Here is a 12,697-nt window from a genome sequence, read left to right on the forward strand (position 1 = left end):
CCGACACATTCCTTACAACGGGGCCGGTAGAAGGCAACTTCTACCGGCCCCGTTTCGTGCGTTCTGGAGAAGGAAGGGGCCGGGCCGACGGAGGTCGGCCCGGCGCCGACAGATCAGGCCGACCAGCGGCGGCGGAGTTCGAAGCAGAGCACCGCCGCAGCGCTGGCGACGTTGAGGGATTCGACGCCGCCGGCCATCGGGATGGACAGGGGCTGGGCGATGCGCTCCTCCACCTCGGTGGACAGGCCGGCGGTTTCGCTGCCGAGGACGAACACGGCGCGGTCGCCGAAGTCGGTGTCGTAGAGGCTGTGCTCGGCGTCGGCGTCCAGGGCGTAGAGCGGGTAGCCGGCTTCGGTGAGGAGTTCGGCGGCTTCGGCGGCGGTGCGGCTGCGCAGCACGGGGGCGTGGAACGCGACACCGGCGGAGGCCTTGATGACCAGCGGGTCGAGACCGGCGACTCCGCGGTGCGGGACGACGATGCCGTCGATGCCGGCGGCGGTCGCGGTGCGCAGGATCATGCCGACGTTGGCGGGCGTGGTCAGGCCGTCCAGCAGCAGGACGGTGCGCGGTGCCGTGGCCGGGTCGGCGAGTGCGTCCACGAGCGGTCGCATCCGGCGGGCGACGACGTCGGCGACGACGCCTTGGTCGTGCCTGCCGTTCCCGGCGAGGACCTTCACCCGGTGCGCGCTGGCGCGCTGCACCTTCACCGCGCGGTCGGCCGCGGCTTCCTCGATCTCCGAGATGGCCCCGCCCCGGAGCCCTTCGGCGACGATCACCTTGTCGACCCGCAGGTCGTAGTCGGCCAACGCCTCCAACACGGGCTTGCGGCCGTAGACGGTGACGAATCGGTCCTTCGGGGAAACTTCGCTGGTCACACCATCAAGTGTCACATGCCCGCCTGAGGGCTCGGCGGGTGAACCCCTCGGTCCGCAGGCCATGTGTGCCAGGATCTCGGCATGCCCGATCGTCTTTCCGCCGTCGACGCCTCCTTCCTCTACCTGGAGGACTACACGACCCCGATGCACGTCGGTGGTGTCGCGGTGTTCCGGCGGCCGCGGAGCGGTTTCGACTACGAGCACCTGCTGTCGATGGTCGATCGCAGGCTCGGTCTGGTTCCGCGCTACCGGCAGCGGGTGATGGAGGTGCCGGGCAGCCTCGCACGACCGGTGTGGGTGGACGACCAGGACTTCGACCTCACCTACCACGTGCGCCGGTCGGCGCTGCCGAAGCCGGGCAACGACGATCAGCTGCACGACCTGGTGGCGCGGCTGATGTCGCGCAAGCTCGACCACACCCGGCCGCTGTGGGAGCTGTACCTGGTGGAGGGCCTGTCCCGGAACCGGGTCGCGATCATCACCAAGACCCACCAGGCGATGATCGACGGGATCGGCGCGATCGACATCGGGCAGGTCATCTTCGACGTGCAGCGCAACCGCGAGATCGAGGACCCGGACGCGCTGTGGATGCCGCGGCCCGCGCCGACGGTGACACAGCTGCTGGTGGAGGCCGCCACCGACGTGGTCCAGCGGCCCGGCGAGATCGTGGAGAACGCGCGGGCCGCGATGGTCGACGCCTCGGCGACGGTCCAGAAGGTGACGCGCGCGCTCGGCGGCGTCGCCTCGGCGGTCCGGGCGGCGGTGGTGCCCGCGCCGAGCGGACCGCTGAACGCGCCGACGTCGACGCAGCGCCGGTTCGCGGTGGCCAAGGCGAAGCTCGACGACCTCCGCGCGGTCCGGCGGGCGCACGGCAGCACGGTCAACGACGTGGTGCTGGCGGTGGTGGCGGGTGCGCTGCGGAACTGGCTGCTCTCGCGCGGCGAGGTGGTCACGCCGTCGACGACGTTGCGCGCGATGGTGCCGGTGTCGGTGCGGTCCGACGACGCCGAGGCGGACGCGGCCTACCAGGACACCGCGAGCCTGCCGGTCGGTTCCGCGGGCAACAAGGTCTCGGCCTACCTGGTGGACCTGCCGGTGGGCGAGGGCAATCCGACGATGCGGTTGCACCAGGTCAGCCACGCCATGCGGGCGCACGCCGAGTCGGGCCAGTCGGTGGCGGCGGACGCGCTGGTGAAGGTCAGCGGTTTCGCCCCGCCGACGTTGCACGCGCTGGGAGCCCGGGTGGCCAACCAGTTCTCGGACCGGTTGTTCAACGTGCTGGTCACGAACGTGCCGGGCCCGCAGGTGCCGCTGTACGCGGCGGGGGCGAGGATGATGGAGATGTTCCCGGTGGTGCCGCTGGCCAAGAACCAGTCGCTGTCGGTCGGGGTGACCTCGTACAACGGCGCGGTGTACTTCGGGCTGAACGCGGATCGGGATGCGATGCCCGACGTCGGCGTGCTGGCGGCGATGATCGGTGAAGCTGTAGACGAGATGATCGGGACGGTCGACGCATGAGGATTTACCTGCCCGCCACGCTGCCGATGTTGCAGCAACTGGTGGCGGACAAGCAGCTGCAGCCGCTCGGCGGGACGGCTTTCGCGTTGACTCCGGCGCTTCGCGAGTCCTACGCCACCGGCGACACCGAGGAGCTGGAGTACGCGGCGATGCGGGAGGCCGCTCGCGCGTCGCTGCGGCTGCTGGCCGCCGACGAGGACGGCAAGATCGAGCAGCGCCGCGTGGTGGTCTCGGCCGACGTCGACGACGTGACGTTGCGGCCGGACCTGGACCACGCGGTGGTGAAGGTGTCCGGCCCGGTGAGCTGGAAGCAGCTCGCCGCGGTGCACGTGGACACCACCGAGGCGGAGGACGCGGTGAAGGCGGCGGTCGAGGTCATCGACGCCGCGGACCTCGGCGACCCGGACGCGGAGTTCGCGCTCGGTGAGGCCGAGGACCACGAGCTCGCCTGGTACGCCCCGCAGGAGGTTCCGTTCCTGCTGGAGCTGATGTAGGTCAGCGCGGCTGCGCCATCGGCGGGAGTCCGTCGAGGACGCCGACGTCGTTGGCCGGGGGCAGCGGGATCTCGACCGGGCTGCCCCAGTCGCGGTAGGTGGAGGTCAGCGAGACCTCGCCGGCCTGGGCGACGCGGGTGGTGGCGGCGAACTTGGCGGGCAGGCCCTGGTCGTCGAGCCAGAGCTGGTAGCCGAGTTCCCGCTCGCCGTCGTCGGCGGCCTGCTGGAAGCGCTCGCGCTGCTGCTCGTCGGGCGCGATCTCGGCGGCCTCGTCGGTGAGGATGCGCAGCTCGTAGCGGGTGGTGGGTCGGCCGTCGACGGTGTCGGGGGCCGTGCCCTGGATGCGGGTGGCTGCTTCGACGCCGCTGAACGTGGCGCGCGGGTCGACGGATTCGTGCAGCTGGTCCAGGGCGGGGCTGAGCAGCTTGGAGCCGAAGTCCGAGCCGTCCTGGGAGATCTTCAGCCACTGCTTGCTCGGGTCGGGCCGGGCGAGCGGGGTGTTGAGGTAGCCGGTGTTGTCCACGATGGACACGGCGAGCTTCTCGGTGCGCGTGTTGCGGGTCTTGCCGTCGAGCGCGAGGTCGGCCTGCGGGCCGCGGTAGCGGACGACTCCGTCGGCGTTGAGCTGTCCGACGACGCCGAGGCTGCCGGTCATGGTCGCGTGCGCGGTGCCGGTGCTGTTGATCTTACCGATGGTGTCGGCGAGCATCGACTCGGCGGCCGGGCGCGGATCGGGACGGGCGGCGGCCCGGGGCGCGGCCGCGTGGGGCTGGGGCTCGCTGGTGCAGGCACCGAGTGCTGCGGTCAGGGCGAGACCGGCGGACAACACCGCAGTCCTGGTGCGGGCTCGGGGCATCGGGACGCGCTCCTCCGGCGGGTGGCGGGATGGCTCGGATTCCGCTGGCCAACGTAGCAACGAAGCCGGGAGCCCACCGGGGACGCGCGTCCCCGTTCGGGGGACGCCCCGAGATCACCGGATCAGGACTCGTCCAGGCCGGCGCGGGAGCGCAGGAGCCTGCGCAGCGAGCTGAGCTGCTCGGCGCTGCCGCCCTCCTCCGCCGCGTAGGTGTCGAGGTGGCAGTCCGGGTCGTCGGTGCCGCCGAGGTGCCCGCAGTTCGGCGGGCACTCCTCGGCGGCTTCGGCGAAGCCCTCGAAGGGGGCGATCACGTCGTCGGCGGTGACGTGGGCGAGGCCGAAGGAGCGGATGCCGGGCGTGTCGACGACCCAGCCTCCGCCGGGCAGCGCGAGCGCGACGGCCGAGGTCGAGGTGTGCCGGCCCTTGCCGACGCCGCTGACTTCGCCGGTCGCGCGTTCGGCAGCCGGGACCAGCTCGTTGACCAGCGTGGACTTGCCGACGCCGGAGTGGCCGACGAGCGCGGAGACCCGGTCGGAGAGCAGCGAGCGCAGCTCGTCGGGCTGGGTGCCGAGGCTGGTGATGGTGATCGGCATGTCCAGCGAGGAGTAGCTGGCGATCCACTCGCCGGGATCGGCGAGGTCGGCCTTGGTCAGGCACAGCACCGGGGAGAGTCCACCCGCGTAGGCGGCGACCAGGCAGCGGTCGATGAAGCCGGGGCGCGGCGGCGGGTCGGCCAGCGCGGTGACGATGATCAGCCGCTCGGCGTTGGCGACGACGACCCGCTCGTAGGGGTCGGTGTCGTCGGCGGTGCGGCGCAGCACGCTGGATCGGTCGGAGACGCGCACGATGCGCGCGAGCGTGTCGGGCTTGCCGGAGATGTCGCCGACGACGCCCACCAGGTCGCCGACGACGACGGGCGTGCGGCCGAGCTCGCGGGCGCGCATGGCGGTGACGACGCGGTCCGGGTCGCCGTCGAGGGCGACGGTCCAGCGGCCGCGGTCGACGGCGATGACCATCGCCTCGGCGGCGTCGGCGTGCTTGGGGCGTTGCTTGCTGCGCGGCCTGCTGCCGCGCCCGGGCCGCACCCGCACGTCGGATTCGTCGAGGTTGCGCCACCCGCGCTTGCTCATCTGCCGGCTCCCGGGGTCACGCGGTCTCCTCCAGCATCGCGGTCCACATCCCGGGGAAGTCGGGGATGGTCTTGCTGGTGGTGGCGATGTCCTCGACGACCACGCCCGGGACCTTGAGGCCGAGGATGGCGCCCGCGGTGGCCATCCGGTGGTCGGCGTAGGAGTGCCACTCGGCGCCGGACATCGGGGCGGGGTCGATGACCAGGCCGTCCTCGGTCTGGCCGGCCTGCGCGCCGAGCTTGTTCAGCTCGGTCTCCAGGGCGGCGAGCCGGTCGGTCTCGTGCCCGCGCAGGTGGGCGATGCCGCGCAGCCGCGACTGGCCGGTGGCCAGGGCGGCCAGGGCGGCGACGGTGGGGGTGAGCTCGCCGACGGCGCGCAGGTCGATGTCGACGGGGGCGAGCTCGTCCGGGCCGGTGACGGTGAGCCCGTCGGCGTCGAGGCGGACCTCGGCTCCCATCCGGTCCAGGATTTCGCGGATCGCGTCGCCGGGCTGGGTCGTGCGGGCGGGCCAGCCGGGGACGGTGACCGTGCCGCCGGTGACCGCGGCGGCGGCCAGGAACGGGGTGGCGTTGGACAGGTCGGGCTCGACGTCGCAGTTCAGCGCGCTGATCGGGCCGGGTTCGACGCGCCAGGTGTTGCGCTGCGAGCGGTCGGCGACGACGCCGGCGTCGCGCAGCATCTCGACGGTCATGTCGATGTGCGGCAGGGACGGCACGGGCGGTCCGGAGTGGCGGACGGTCACGCCCTGGTCGAAGCGGGGCGCGGACAGCAGCAGGCCGGAGACGAACTGCGAGGACGCCGAGGCGTCGATGGTGACGACGCCGCCGGTCAGCGCGCCGGTGCCGTGGACCTCGAACGGCAGGGCGCTGCCGGTGATGTCGGCGCCGAGCGCGCGCAGCGCGTCGAGCACGGTGCCCAGCGGGCGCTTGCGGGCCTGCGGGTCGCCGTCGAAGGCGATCCGGCCGACGGCCAGCGCGGCAACCGGCGGTACGAAGCGCATCACGGTGCCGGCCAGCCCGCAGTCGACCTCGGCGGGTCCGCGCAGGTCAGCGGGGGTGACCTGCCAGGATCCGTCCGGTCCGTCGATGATCGTGGCGCCCAGCGAGCGCAGCGCGGAGGCCATCAGCTCGGTGTCCCGGCTGCGCAGCGGTGCGCGCAGCGTCGACGGGCCGTCGGCGAGCGCGGCGAGCACCAGCGCCCGGTTGGTGATCGACTTCGAACCGGGCAGCGGGACCGTCGCGCGCACGGTGCCGGTGGCGACGGGAGCGGGCCAGAGCTGGGTCATGGGTCAATGATCCCGCACTCCACCCGGTTGTTTCAGCGCCGGGGCGGTCGGGACGCTCGCCTGGGGCGAAGCGGACTGCCAGGATGAAGTGGACTGACGGCTCGTCGGCACGCGGGAGGGTGGAGAAGCGGATGTGCGGCAGGTACGCCTCCAGCAAGGATCCCGGCAAGCTCGCCGCGGAATTCGCCGCTCTGGACGCCACCGGTGGTGCGGCGCCGGGCGCGGACTTCAACGTGGCCCCGACCAAGCGGGTGCTCACGGTGGTGCAGCGGCATCCGCGGGACGAGGCCGCGGAAGCCGACCTGGAGCGCACCGAGCGGTCGATCCGGGTGATGAGGTGGGGTCTGGTGCCGTTCTGGGCCAAGGACAAGTCCATCGGCAGCCGGATGATCAACGCCAAGTCGGAGACGGTGACCAGCAAGCCCGCGTTCCGCAGCTCGATCAAGCGCTACCGCTGCCTGGTCCCGGCCGACGGTTGGTACGAGTGGAAGCGCGAGGGCGGGCGCAAGCAGCCGTTCTTCATGACCCCGCCGGACGGGTCGAGCCTGGCGATGGCCGGCATCTACTCGACGTGGCGGGAGAACGACGAGGCCGAGCCGCTGGTGACCTGCTCGGTGCTGACCGCGGCGGCGGTCGGGCAGCTGACCGAGGTGCACGACCGGATGCCGCTGCTGCTGGAGCCCTCGGCGTGGGCGCACTGGCTGGACCCCGATCAGCCGGACGTGTCGGACCTGCTGGCGCCGCCGTCGCTGGACGTGGCGGAGTCGTTGGAGGTCAGGCCGGTGTCGACGGCGGTGAACAACGTCCGCAACAACGGCGCGGAACTGCTCGATCGCGTGTCTCTCGACGCCTCCGGCGAAGCGGTAGGTTTGGACCCTCGGACGTAGGCGGTGTTGAGGTATGCGGCGGAGCCGCATTCTCTTCCACCACCCCGGCAACCGGCACCGGCGCGGGTTCTGAGCGCCTTCGTGGCGAGTACGCCGGGACGCCTCGTATTGGCATACTCAAGGAGCGGCGCACGGAGTCCACGGAGGCGCTCAGGTTCCGCTACCTGCACCGTCGAGCAACGTGAGTCCTGAACAAGTTCCTTAGTCGAGGTGAGGGCGGATGTGCGGGCGTTACGCCGTGCGGCAGGACCCGGCGGCGTTGGCCGAGGAGTTCGACGCCGTGGATCGCACCGCGGGTGCGACCGGCGCGGACTTCAACATCACGCCGACCAAGACCGTGCCGATCGTGGTGCAGCGGGGTGCCGAGCGCAGCGTCCGCCCGGTCCGCTGGGGACTGGTGCCGACGTGGGCGAAGGAGGCCGACGGCGGACCGCCGATGATCAACGCCCGGGCGGAGACGATCACCACCAAGCCCGCCTACGCCGAGTCGGCGCGGCGCCGCCGCTGCCTGATGCCCGCGACCGGCTGGTACGAGTGGCAGCCCGGTGACAAGCGCCGCCAGCCCTACCTGTGCCGTCGCCGGGACGGCCGGAGCATGGCGATGGCCGCGGTGTTCTCCGCGTGGTGGGACCCGAACTCGGCGGCGCAGCCGCTGGTGACCTGCGCCGTGGTCACCACCGACGCGGTCGGCGAGCTCGCCGACGTGCACCACCGGATGCCGCTGGTGCTGCCCGAGGAGAGCTGGGCGGACTGGCTGGATCCGACGCGAAGCGAGATCGACGAGTTGCTGCGCCCCGAGCCCGGCGTGCTCGGCGAGCTGGCGCTCCACACGGTGTCGACCGAGGTGAACAGCATGCGCAACAACCATCCTGACCTCCTGGAACCCGCCGACCCGGTGCCCGCGCCGGCCGAGCAAGCGGCGTTGTTCGAGTCATGACCAGCATCGAGGTCGACACCCCGCACGGCCCGGCTCGGGCCGAACTGCACTGCGCCGAGGAGGGCCGTGCCGCGCTGCTGCTCGGGCACGGCGCGGGCGGCGGCGTGCACGCGCCCGACCTGGTGGCGGCCACCCGCGCGGCCACCGACGCCGGGGTGCACGTGGCGCTGGTCGAGCAGCCCTACCGGGTGGCCGGCCGCAGGGCTCCCGCGCCGGCCAAGCAGCTGGACGCCGCCTGGCTGGCGGTGGCCGAGGACCTCGGCGAGCGCTGGTTCGCCGACCTCCCGCTGATCTTCGGCGGGCGTTCCTCCGGCGCCCGGGTGGCCTGCCGCACCGCCGAGGCGGGTGAGGCGCAGGCCGTGCTGTGCCTGGCGTTCCCGCTGCACCCGCCGGGCAAGCCGGAGAAGTCCCGCGCCGCCGAGATCGACGCGGTCGACAACCCGGTGCTGGTCGTGCAGGGCGAGCGGGACGCCTTCGGCCGCCCGGAACCGGCTCATCACCGCGAGGTCGTGCTGGTGGCCGGTGACCACTCGCTCAAGGCCGACGTCGAGGCCGTGCACCGGGCGACGTCGGAGTGGCTGGCGAAGGTCGTCCGCCTGCTGGACTGAGATCGCTCCATCGGGTGGCTTCACCAGGTGGAGCGAGTCGTTCGGATCGTGTTCCGGCTGGTCGCGACGGGAATCGCGAGCTTCGATCACCATTTGAAATTCCCCGGATTGCTCCTGCGATCGCGAGCCAGCAGGATCTCCTCGGCGCTGGGCCCCCGAGCGGTCTTCCAACCGGGCAGGACGATTCCCCCGTCCCTGCTCGGAGCGGGGTGCGGCTGTTGCGCGGCAGCGGCACCGGGCGCCGAGGGGAGCGACCTGCGGGTCGCTCCCCTCGGGCTTTTCAGGGCGGTGGTCCGCTGCTCGCGGGTTCGGTTCAGCCCGCGATGTCGGCGAACCCGGCTTGCAGGAGGTCGGCGAGGTCCTGCGGGGCCAGTTCGATCTCGAGTCCCCTGCGGCCCGCGCTGCAGTAGATCGTGTCGAAGGCCCGGGCCGAGGTGTCGATGACGACGGTGAGGCGCTTCTTCTGGCCGAGCGGGGAGATGCCTCCCGCGACGTAGCCGGTGGCTCGTTCCGCTGCGGCGATCTCGGCCATCTTGGCCTTCTTGCCGCCCGCCGCGGCGGCGAGCGCCTTGAGGTCGAGCTGGCCGGTGACAGGAACCACACCCACGGTGAGTGAGCCGTCGACGTCCGCCACCAGCGTTTTGAACACTCGATCGGGTGATTGGCCGAGTGCTTCGGCCGCTTCGAGGCCGAACGACTCGGCGCGCGGGTCGTGGTCGTAGGCGTGCACGCGGTGCGTCACGCCCTTCTTGCTCAACAGCGCGGTCGCTGGAGTTCCCTTGCCTGCCACGCACGTCACCTTAGAGCCCGGAATAGCGCTCCCGGAGCCCGTGTTGAACCCAGCGTGACGATGGATTCGACGAACACCTGCGTGCTGGACCGCCCACCGCGCACGCCGCTGTTGCCTACCGGTAATAGCAGGACAGCGCGGGTATCCTCGAACACGGACCATGCGAAGGAGTGCATGGGTTCGTCGTCTGCCGCCACCAAGCCCGGGCGGCGGGAAAGGAGCCTGGTGCCTGGCACCCCAGAGGACTCTGTGAACACCGCGGACTCCACCACCACCGCGAACCGCGACGTCGCCCCGGAGAAGGTGCAGGACGTCGTGGAGGAGACGGACGAGCAGCGCGCGGCCCGCTTCGAGCGGGACGCCATGCCGCTGCTGGACCAGCTCTACGGCGCCGCGCTGCGGATGACCCGCAACGCGCAGGACGCCGAGGACCTCGTCCAGGAGACCTACCTGAAGGCCTTCTCGGCGTTCAAGTCCTTCACCCAGGGCACGAACCTGAAGGCCTGGCTGTACCGGATCCTCACCAACACCTACATCAACGGCTACCGCAAGCGGCAGCGCCAGCCGCAGCAGCAGCCCACCGATGAGATCGCCGACTGGCAGCTCGCCCAGGCCGAGAACCACACCTCGACCGGGCTGCGCTCCGCCGAGGTCGAGGCGCTGGACCGGCTGCCCGACACCGACGTCAAGGCCGCGCTGCAGCTGCTGGCCGAGGAGTTCCGCATGGTCGTGTACCTCGCGGACGTCGAAGGTTTCGCCTACAAGGAGATCGCCGAGATCATGGGCACTCCCATCGGCACGGTGATGTCGAGGCTGCACCGTGGTCGCAGGCAGCTGCGTGAGATGCTCACCGACGTCGCCCGTGATCGAGGCTTCTTGCGGGAGACCCAGCAGGAGGTGAGCACTTCATGAATTGCGGTGAGCCCGACGAGGCCTCCTGCCAGGACGCGCTCGCCGAGGTGTGGCTGTTCCTGGACAACGAGTGCGACCAGGCGCGGCGCGAGGCAGTGCAGCGCCACCTCGACGGTTGCGGGACGTGCCTGGAGCACTTCGGCATCGAGGAGCACCTCAAGGCGCTGCTGCAGCGCAAGTGCAGCGGCGAGCACGCGCCGACCGAGCTCAAGGATCGGCTGCGCTCCTCCATCCGCGAAGCGGTCCTGAGCAAGGCCGAGATCACCGTCGAACACGGTCCGGAAGGAACCTCGGTCGAGGTCCGGACCAAGAAATGACCACGATCCGCCGTCAGCTTGCTCGGCGGCGGGTGGGGGAACATGAGCGGCGCTGTGGACTCCGCGCGCCACTCCTGATGCATGCCGGTGCACGGCGTCGCGGCGTGCTCGCCGCAGCACCGCTCAGAACCCCGGCGGTGCGAGCTGCCGGGGTGGTGGAGGAGAAAGCGGCTTCGCCGGTTGGTTCGCGCGATCCCGGGGTTGGCTCGTGCGGCCCGGTCACTTCTCGCGGCGGGCGACCCAGGCGGCGGCCTGGGTCCGCCGCTCCATCCCGAGCTTGGCCAGGACCGAGGTCACGTAGTTCTTGACGGTCTTCTCGGCGAGGAACAGGCGCTCGGCGATCTGCCGGTTCGTCAGGCCCTCGCCGATCAGCTCCAGGACCCTGCGCTCCCGTTCGGTGAGCGCCGCCAGCTCGTCCGGTTCCGGGCTGCTGGACTGGCGCAGGTGGGCCAGCACCCGCCCGGTGGTGACCGGGTCCAGCAGCGACCGACCGGCCGCGACCTCACGGACCGCGTTGACCAGGTCCTGCCCCCGCACCTGCTTGAGCAGGTAGCCGGAGGCGCCGGCGTTGATCGCGCCGACCAGGGCCTGCTCGTCGTCGAAGGCCGTCAGGACCAGGCAGTACGGCGCGTCGGGCAGCGCTCGCAGCTTGCGGCACAGCTCCAGGCCGTCGCCGTCGGGAAGTCGCATGTCGATGACCGCGACGTCCGGGGCGACGGCCTGCGCGCGCGCCAAGGCCTCGCCCACGCCGCCCGCCTCGGCGACGATCTCGACGTCGGATTCGGTGTCCAGCAGGTCGCGCAGACCGCGCCGCACCACTTCGTGATCATCGACCAACAGCACTCTGACTGCCACGACGACCACGCTAATGGGCGGTCCGGACACCGCGCGCAGCGGTGTCCGCCCGAGGTGACCTACTTCTTGTTCTTCTTGGCGGTCTTCTTCGCCTTCTTGGCGCTCTTGCGGGCCCGGTAGCCGACGCTGGGCTTGCCGCCGGTGTCGACCGAGGCGAGCAGGACGCCGCCGAGCAGGCCGAGGTTCTTCAGGAAGTGGATCTGCTGCTCGCCGCGCTGCTGCGGGTCCTCGTGCTCCCAGAACCGGTGCGCGGCCAGGGTCGTCGGCACGATGCTGCCCGCCAGCAGCAGCGACGCCAGCCGCGGGAACTTGCCCAGCGCCAGCATCGCGCCCGCGCCGATCTTCACGGCGGCGTCGACGCGCACCAGCGTCTCGGGGTCCGTGGGCACCTGATCGGGCAGCGAGCCCTGGACCGGTCCGGTGACCTTGTCGAGCACCGGCGCGGCGGCCTTGGCGTGGTTCGACGAGTCGCGGAGGGCACCGATGCCGCCCCAGATGAAGATCGAAGCGAGCATCGGACGCGCCAAACGGCGAATCAGCATCGGGAGAACCTCCTGACGTGGGTAGTCCGTGCCCGACGGTACTGACTCGCTCCTGCGCCCGCCTGGCAACGGATCTCAGTGCAGATCGACCTGGGCGAAGACCTCGTCCCAGGCCGCGGCGACCTGCCGGGCGCACAGCTCGGGGGCGGCGCCGCCGATGCCGGTGCCCAGTCCGGGCATGGCGATGGAGTGCACGACGCGGTGGACCGGGGCGCCGTTGTCGAGGACCGCGCTGGCCCACAGCCGCAGCACGGCGCGCGCGGCGAGGTAGGGGTGCACGGTGTCGGCGGGCAGCGACTCGCCGGGTTCGCGCATGGTGGGCGCGCTGATCAGCCAGATCGGGCTGGGCGCGCCGGTGGGGACCAGCAGCGCTTCGCCGACCGGCAGCTCGCCGCCGTGGTAGGCGAGCACGGCGCTGCGCACCTGCTCCTCGACGTCAGGGAAGGCGCGGGCGTACACCGCGTCGATGCCGCCGCGCATCCAGCCGTAGGAGTTGGCCGGGCTGACGACGGCGTCCACGTGCACGTCGAGCACCGAGCCCTGATGAACGGACATGCCTGGCCGGCTCTCCGCGATCTCCTGCCAGGCCGCGGCCAGCGGCTCGTCCAACGCGCAGAGGACGAGCTGCAGCTCCGGCTCCGCTCCTTCTGCCGATGAGCGCCCCGAATCTGCGGTCACGCCACACAGCATC

At 71.7% G+C, this 12,697-nt stretch carries 15 protein-coding genes; 7 read left to right on the forward strand and 8 right to left on the reverse strand.

The window, feature by feature from the left end; all coding sequences use genetic code 11:
• Positions 1-113: 113 nt before the first annotated feature.
• Positions 114-938 (reverse strand): TrmH family RNA methyltransferase, encoded by an 825-nt coding sequence (locus tag QFW96_RS25625; protein WP_425524793.1) that lies wholly within the window; start codon positions 936-938, stop codon positions 114-116.
• Between the two features lie 18 nt (positions 939-956).
• Here QFW96_RS25625 and QFW96_RS25630 point away from each other — a divergent pair, with 18 nt between their 5' ends.
• Together QFW96_RS25630 and QFW96_RS25635 are read left to right on the forward strand one after the other, a co-directional pair.
• A complete protein-coding gene (locus tag QFW96_RS25630) occupies positions 957-2,393 on the forward strand; it encodes a WS/DGAT/MGAT family O-acyltransferase (RefSeq protein WP_281458290.1) in 1,437 nt (478 codons plus the stop codon).
• The gene (locus QFW96_RS25635) at positions 2,390-2,887 is read left to right on the forward strand and encodes a DUF6912 family protein (protein ID WP_281458291.1); all 498 of its coding nucleotides are present in this window, start codon (positions 2,390-2,392) and stop codon (positions 2,885-2,887) included. Before QFW96_RS25630 ends, QFW96_RS25635 begins: the two co-directional genes overlap by 4 nt.
• 1 nt (position 2,888) lies before the next feature.
• Here QFW96_RS25635 and QFW96_RS25640 read toward each other — a convergent pair whose 3' ends face one another.
• The 3 genes from QFW96_RS25640 to aroA all read right to left on the reverse strand — a co-directional run bounded on the left by QFW96_RS25640 (position 2,889) and on the right by aroA (position 6,158).
• On the reverse strand, positions 2,889-3,743 hold the full coding sequence (locus QFW96_RS25640; protein WP_281458292.1) for an SCO4651 family lipoprotein: 855 nt from the start codon (positions 3,741-3,743) through the stop codon (positions 2,889-2,891).
• Positions 3,744-3,865: 122 nt separating this feature from the next.
• Positions 3,866-4,873: a ribosome small subunit-dependent GTPase A gene (gene rsgA / locus QFW96_RS25645; RefSeq protein WP_281458293.1), complete on the reverse strand. Its 1,008-nt coding sequence runs from the start codon at positions 4,871-4,873 to the stop codon at positions 3,866-3,868.
• 16 nt (positions 4,874-4,889) lie between these two features.
• Complete coding sequence (gene aroA, locus QFW96_RS25650; RefSeq protein WP_281458294.1) at positions 4,890-6,158, reverse strand: 3-phosphoshikimate 1-carboxyvinyltransferase; 1,269 nt, start codon at positions 6,156-6,158, stop codon at positions 4,890-4,892.
• Between the two features lie 131 nt (positions 6,159-6,289).
• On the opposite strand from aroA, the gene QFW96_RS25655 reads away from it, so the two are divergent.
• From QFW96_RS25655 to QFW96_RS25665, 3 genes are all read left to right on the forward strand, one after another.
• A complete protein-coding gene (locus tag QFW96_RS25655; protein WP_281458295.1) occupies positions 6,290-7,045 on the forward strand; it encodes an SOS response-associated peptidase in 756 nt (251 codons plus the stop codon).
• A 220-nt stretch (positions 7,046-7,265) separates the two neighbouring features.
• On the forward strand, positions 7,266-7,982 hold the full coding sequence (locus tag QFW96_RS25660; RefSeq protein ID WP_281458296.1) for an SOS response-associated peptidase: 717 nt from the start codon (positions 7,266-7,268) through the stop codon (positions 7,980-7,982).
• Positions 7,979-8,590: an alpha/beta hydrolase family protein gene (locus QFW96_RS25665; protein ID WP_281458297.1), complete on the forward strand. Its 612-nt coding sequence runs from the start codon at positions 7,979-7,981 to the stop codon at positions 8,588-8,590. The genes QFW96_RS25660 and QFW96_RS25665 overlap by 4 nt, the downstream gene beginning before the upstream one ends.
• A gap of 313 nt (positions 8,591-8,903) precedes the next feature.
• Here QFW96_RS25665 and ybaK read toward each other — a convergent pair whose 3' ends face one another.
• Positions 8,904-9,380 (reverse strand): Cys-tRNA(Pro) deacylase, encoded by a 477-nt coding sequence (ybaK, locus tag QFW96_RS25670; RefSeq protein WP_281458298.1) that lies wholly within the window; start codon positions 9,378-9,380, stop codon positions 8,904-8,906.
• 225 nt (positions 9,381-9,605) lie between these two features.
• Between ybaK and QFW96_RS25675 the strand changes: the two genes are divergently transcribed.
• The gene (locus QFW96_RS25675) at positions 9,606-10,292 is read left to right on the forward strand and encodes a sigma-70 family RNA polymerase sigma factor (RefSeq protein ID WP_425524794.1); all 687 of its coding nucleotides are present in this window, start codon (positions 9,606-9,608) and stop codon (positions 10,290-10,292) included.
• A complete protein-coding gene (gene rsrA / locus QFW96_RS25680; RefSeq protein ID WP_281458299.1) occupies positions 10,289-10,609 on the forward strand; it encodes a mycothiol system anti-sigma-R factor in 321 nt (106 codons plus the stop codon). Before QFW96_RS25675 ends, rsrA begins: the two co-directional genes overlap by 4 nt.
• A 219-nt stretch (positions 10,610-10,828) precedes the next feature.
• Here rsrA and QFW96_RS25685 read toward each other — a convergent pair whose 3' ends face one another.
• From QFW96_RS25685 to QFW96_RS25695, 3 genes are all read right to left on the reverse strand, one after another.
• On the reverse strand, positions 10,829-11,464 hold the full coding sequence (locus QFW96_RS25685; RefSeq protein WP_281458300.1) for a response regulator: 636 nt from the start codon (positions 11,462-11,464) through the stop codon (positions 10,829-10,831).
• Positions 11,465-11,523: 59 nt separating this feature from the next.
• Positions 11,524-12,006 carry a DoxX family protein gene (locus QFW96_RS25690; protein ID WP_281458301.1) on the reverse strand — a complete coding sequence of 161 codons (483 nt, stop codon included), beginning with the start codon at positions 12,004-12,006 and terminating at the stop codon, positions 11,524-11,526.
• Between the two features lie 75 nt (positions 12,007-12,081).
• A complete protein-coding gene (locus QFW96_RS25695; protein ID WP_281458302.1) occupies positions 12,082-12,696 on the reverse strand; it encodes a macro domain-containing protein in 615 nt (204 codons plus the stop codon).
• Between the last annotated feature and the right edge of the window lies 1 nt (position 12,697).

This window comes from Saccharopolyspora ipomoeae (genome assembly GCF_029952525.1).
Lineage (GTDB): Bacteria > Actinomycetota > Actinomycetes > Mycobacteriales > Pseudonocardiaceae > Saccharopolyspora > Saccharopolyspora ipomoeae.

Bases quoted from the DNA above. Each gene is read 5' to 3' on its own strand.
- QFW96_RS25625 (WP_425524793.1), bottom strand. From the start codon at position 938: ATGGCCTGCGGACCGAGGGGTTCACCCGCCGAGCCCTCAGGCGGGCAT.
- QFW96_RS25630 (WP_281458290.1), top strand. From the start codon at position 957: ATGCCCGATCGTCTTTCCGCCGTCGACGCCTCCTTCCTCTACCTGGAG.
- QFW96_RS25635 (WP_281458291.1), top strand. From the start codon at position 2,390: ATGAGGATTTACCTGCCCGCCACGCTGCCGATGTTGCAGCAACTGGTG.
- QFW96_RS25640 (WP_281458292.1), bottom strand. From the start codon at position 3,743: ATGCCCCGAGCCCGCACCAGGACTGCGGTGTTGTCCGCCGGTCTCGCC.
- rsgA (WP_281458293.1), bottom strand. From the start codon at position 4,873: ATGAGCAAGCGCGGGTGGCGCAACCTCGACGAATCCGACGTGCGGGTG.
- aroA (WP_281458294.1), bottom strand. From the start codon at position 6,158: ATGACCCAGCTCTGGCCCGCTCCCGTCGCCACCGGCACCGTGCGCGCG.
- QFW96_RS25655 (WP_281458295.1), top strand. From the start codon at position 6,290: ATGTGCGGCAGGTACGCCTCCAGCAAGGATCCCGGCAAGCTCGCCGCG.
- QFW96_RS25660 (WP_281458296.1), top strand. From the start codon at position 7,266: ATGTGCGGGCGTTACGCCGTGCGGCAGGACCCGGCGGCGTTGGCCGAG.
- QFW96_RS25665 (WP_281458297.1), top strand. From the start codon at position 7,979: ATGACCAGCATCGAGGTCGACACCCCGCACGGCCCGGCTCGGGCCGAA.
- rsrA (WP_281458299.1), top strand. From the start codon at position 10,289: ATGAATTGCGGTGAGCCCGACGAGGCCTCCTGCCAGGACGCGCTCGCC.
- QFW96_RS25690 (WP_281458301.1), bottom strand. From the start codon at position 12,006: ATGCTGATTCGCCGTTTGGCGCGTCCGATGCTCGCTTCGATCTTCATC.
- QFW96_RS25695 (WP_281458302.1), bottom strand. From the start codon at position 12,696: ATGCTGTGTGGCGTGACCGCAGATTCGGGGCGCTCATCGGCAGAAGGA.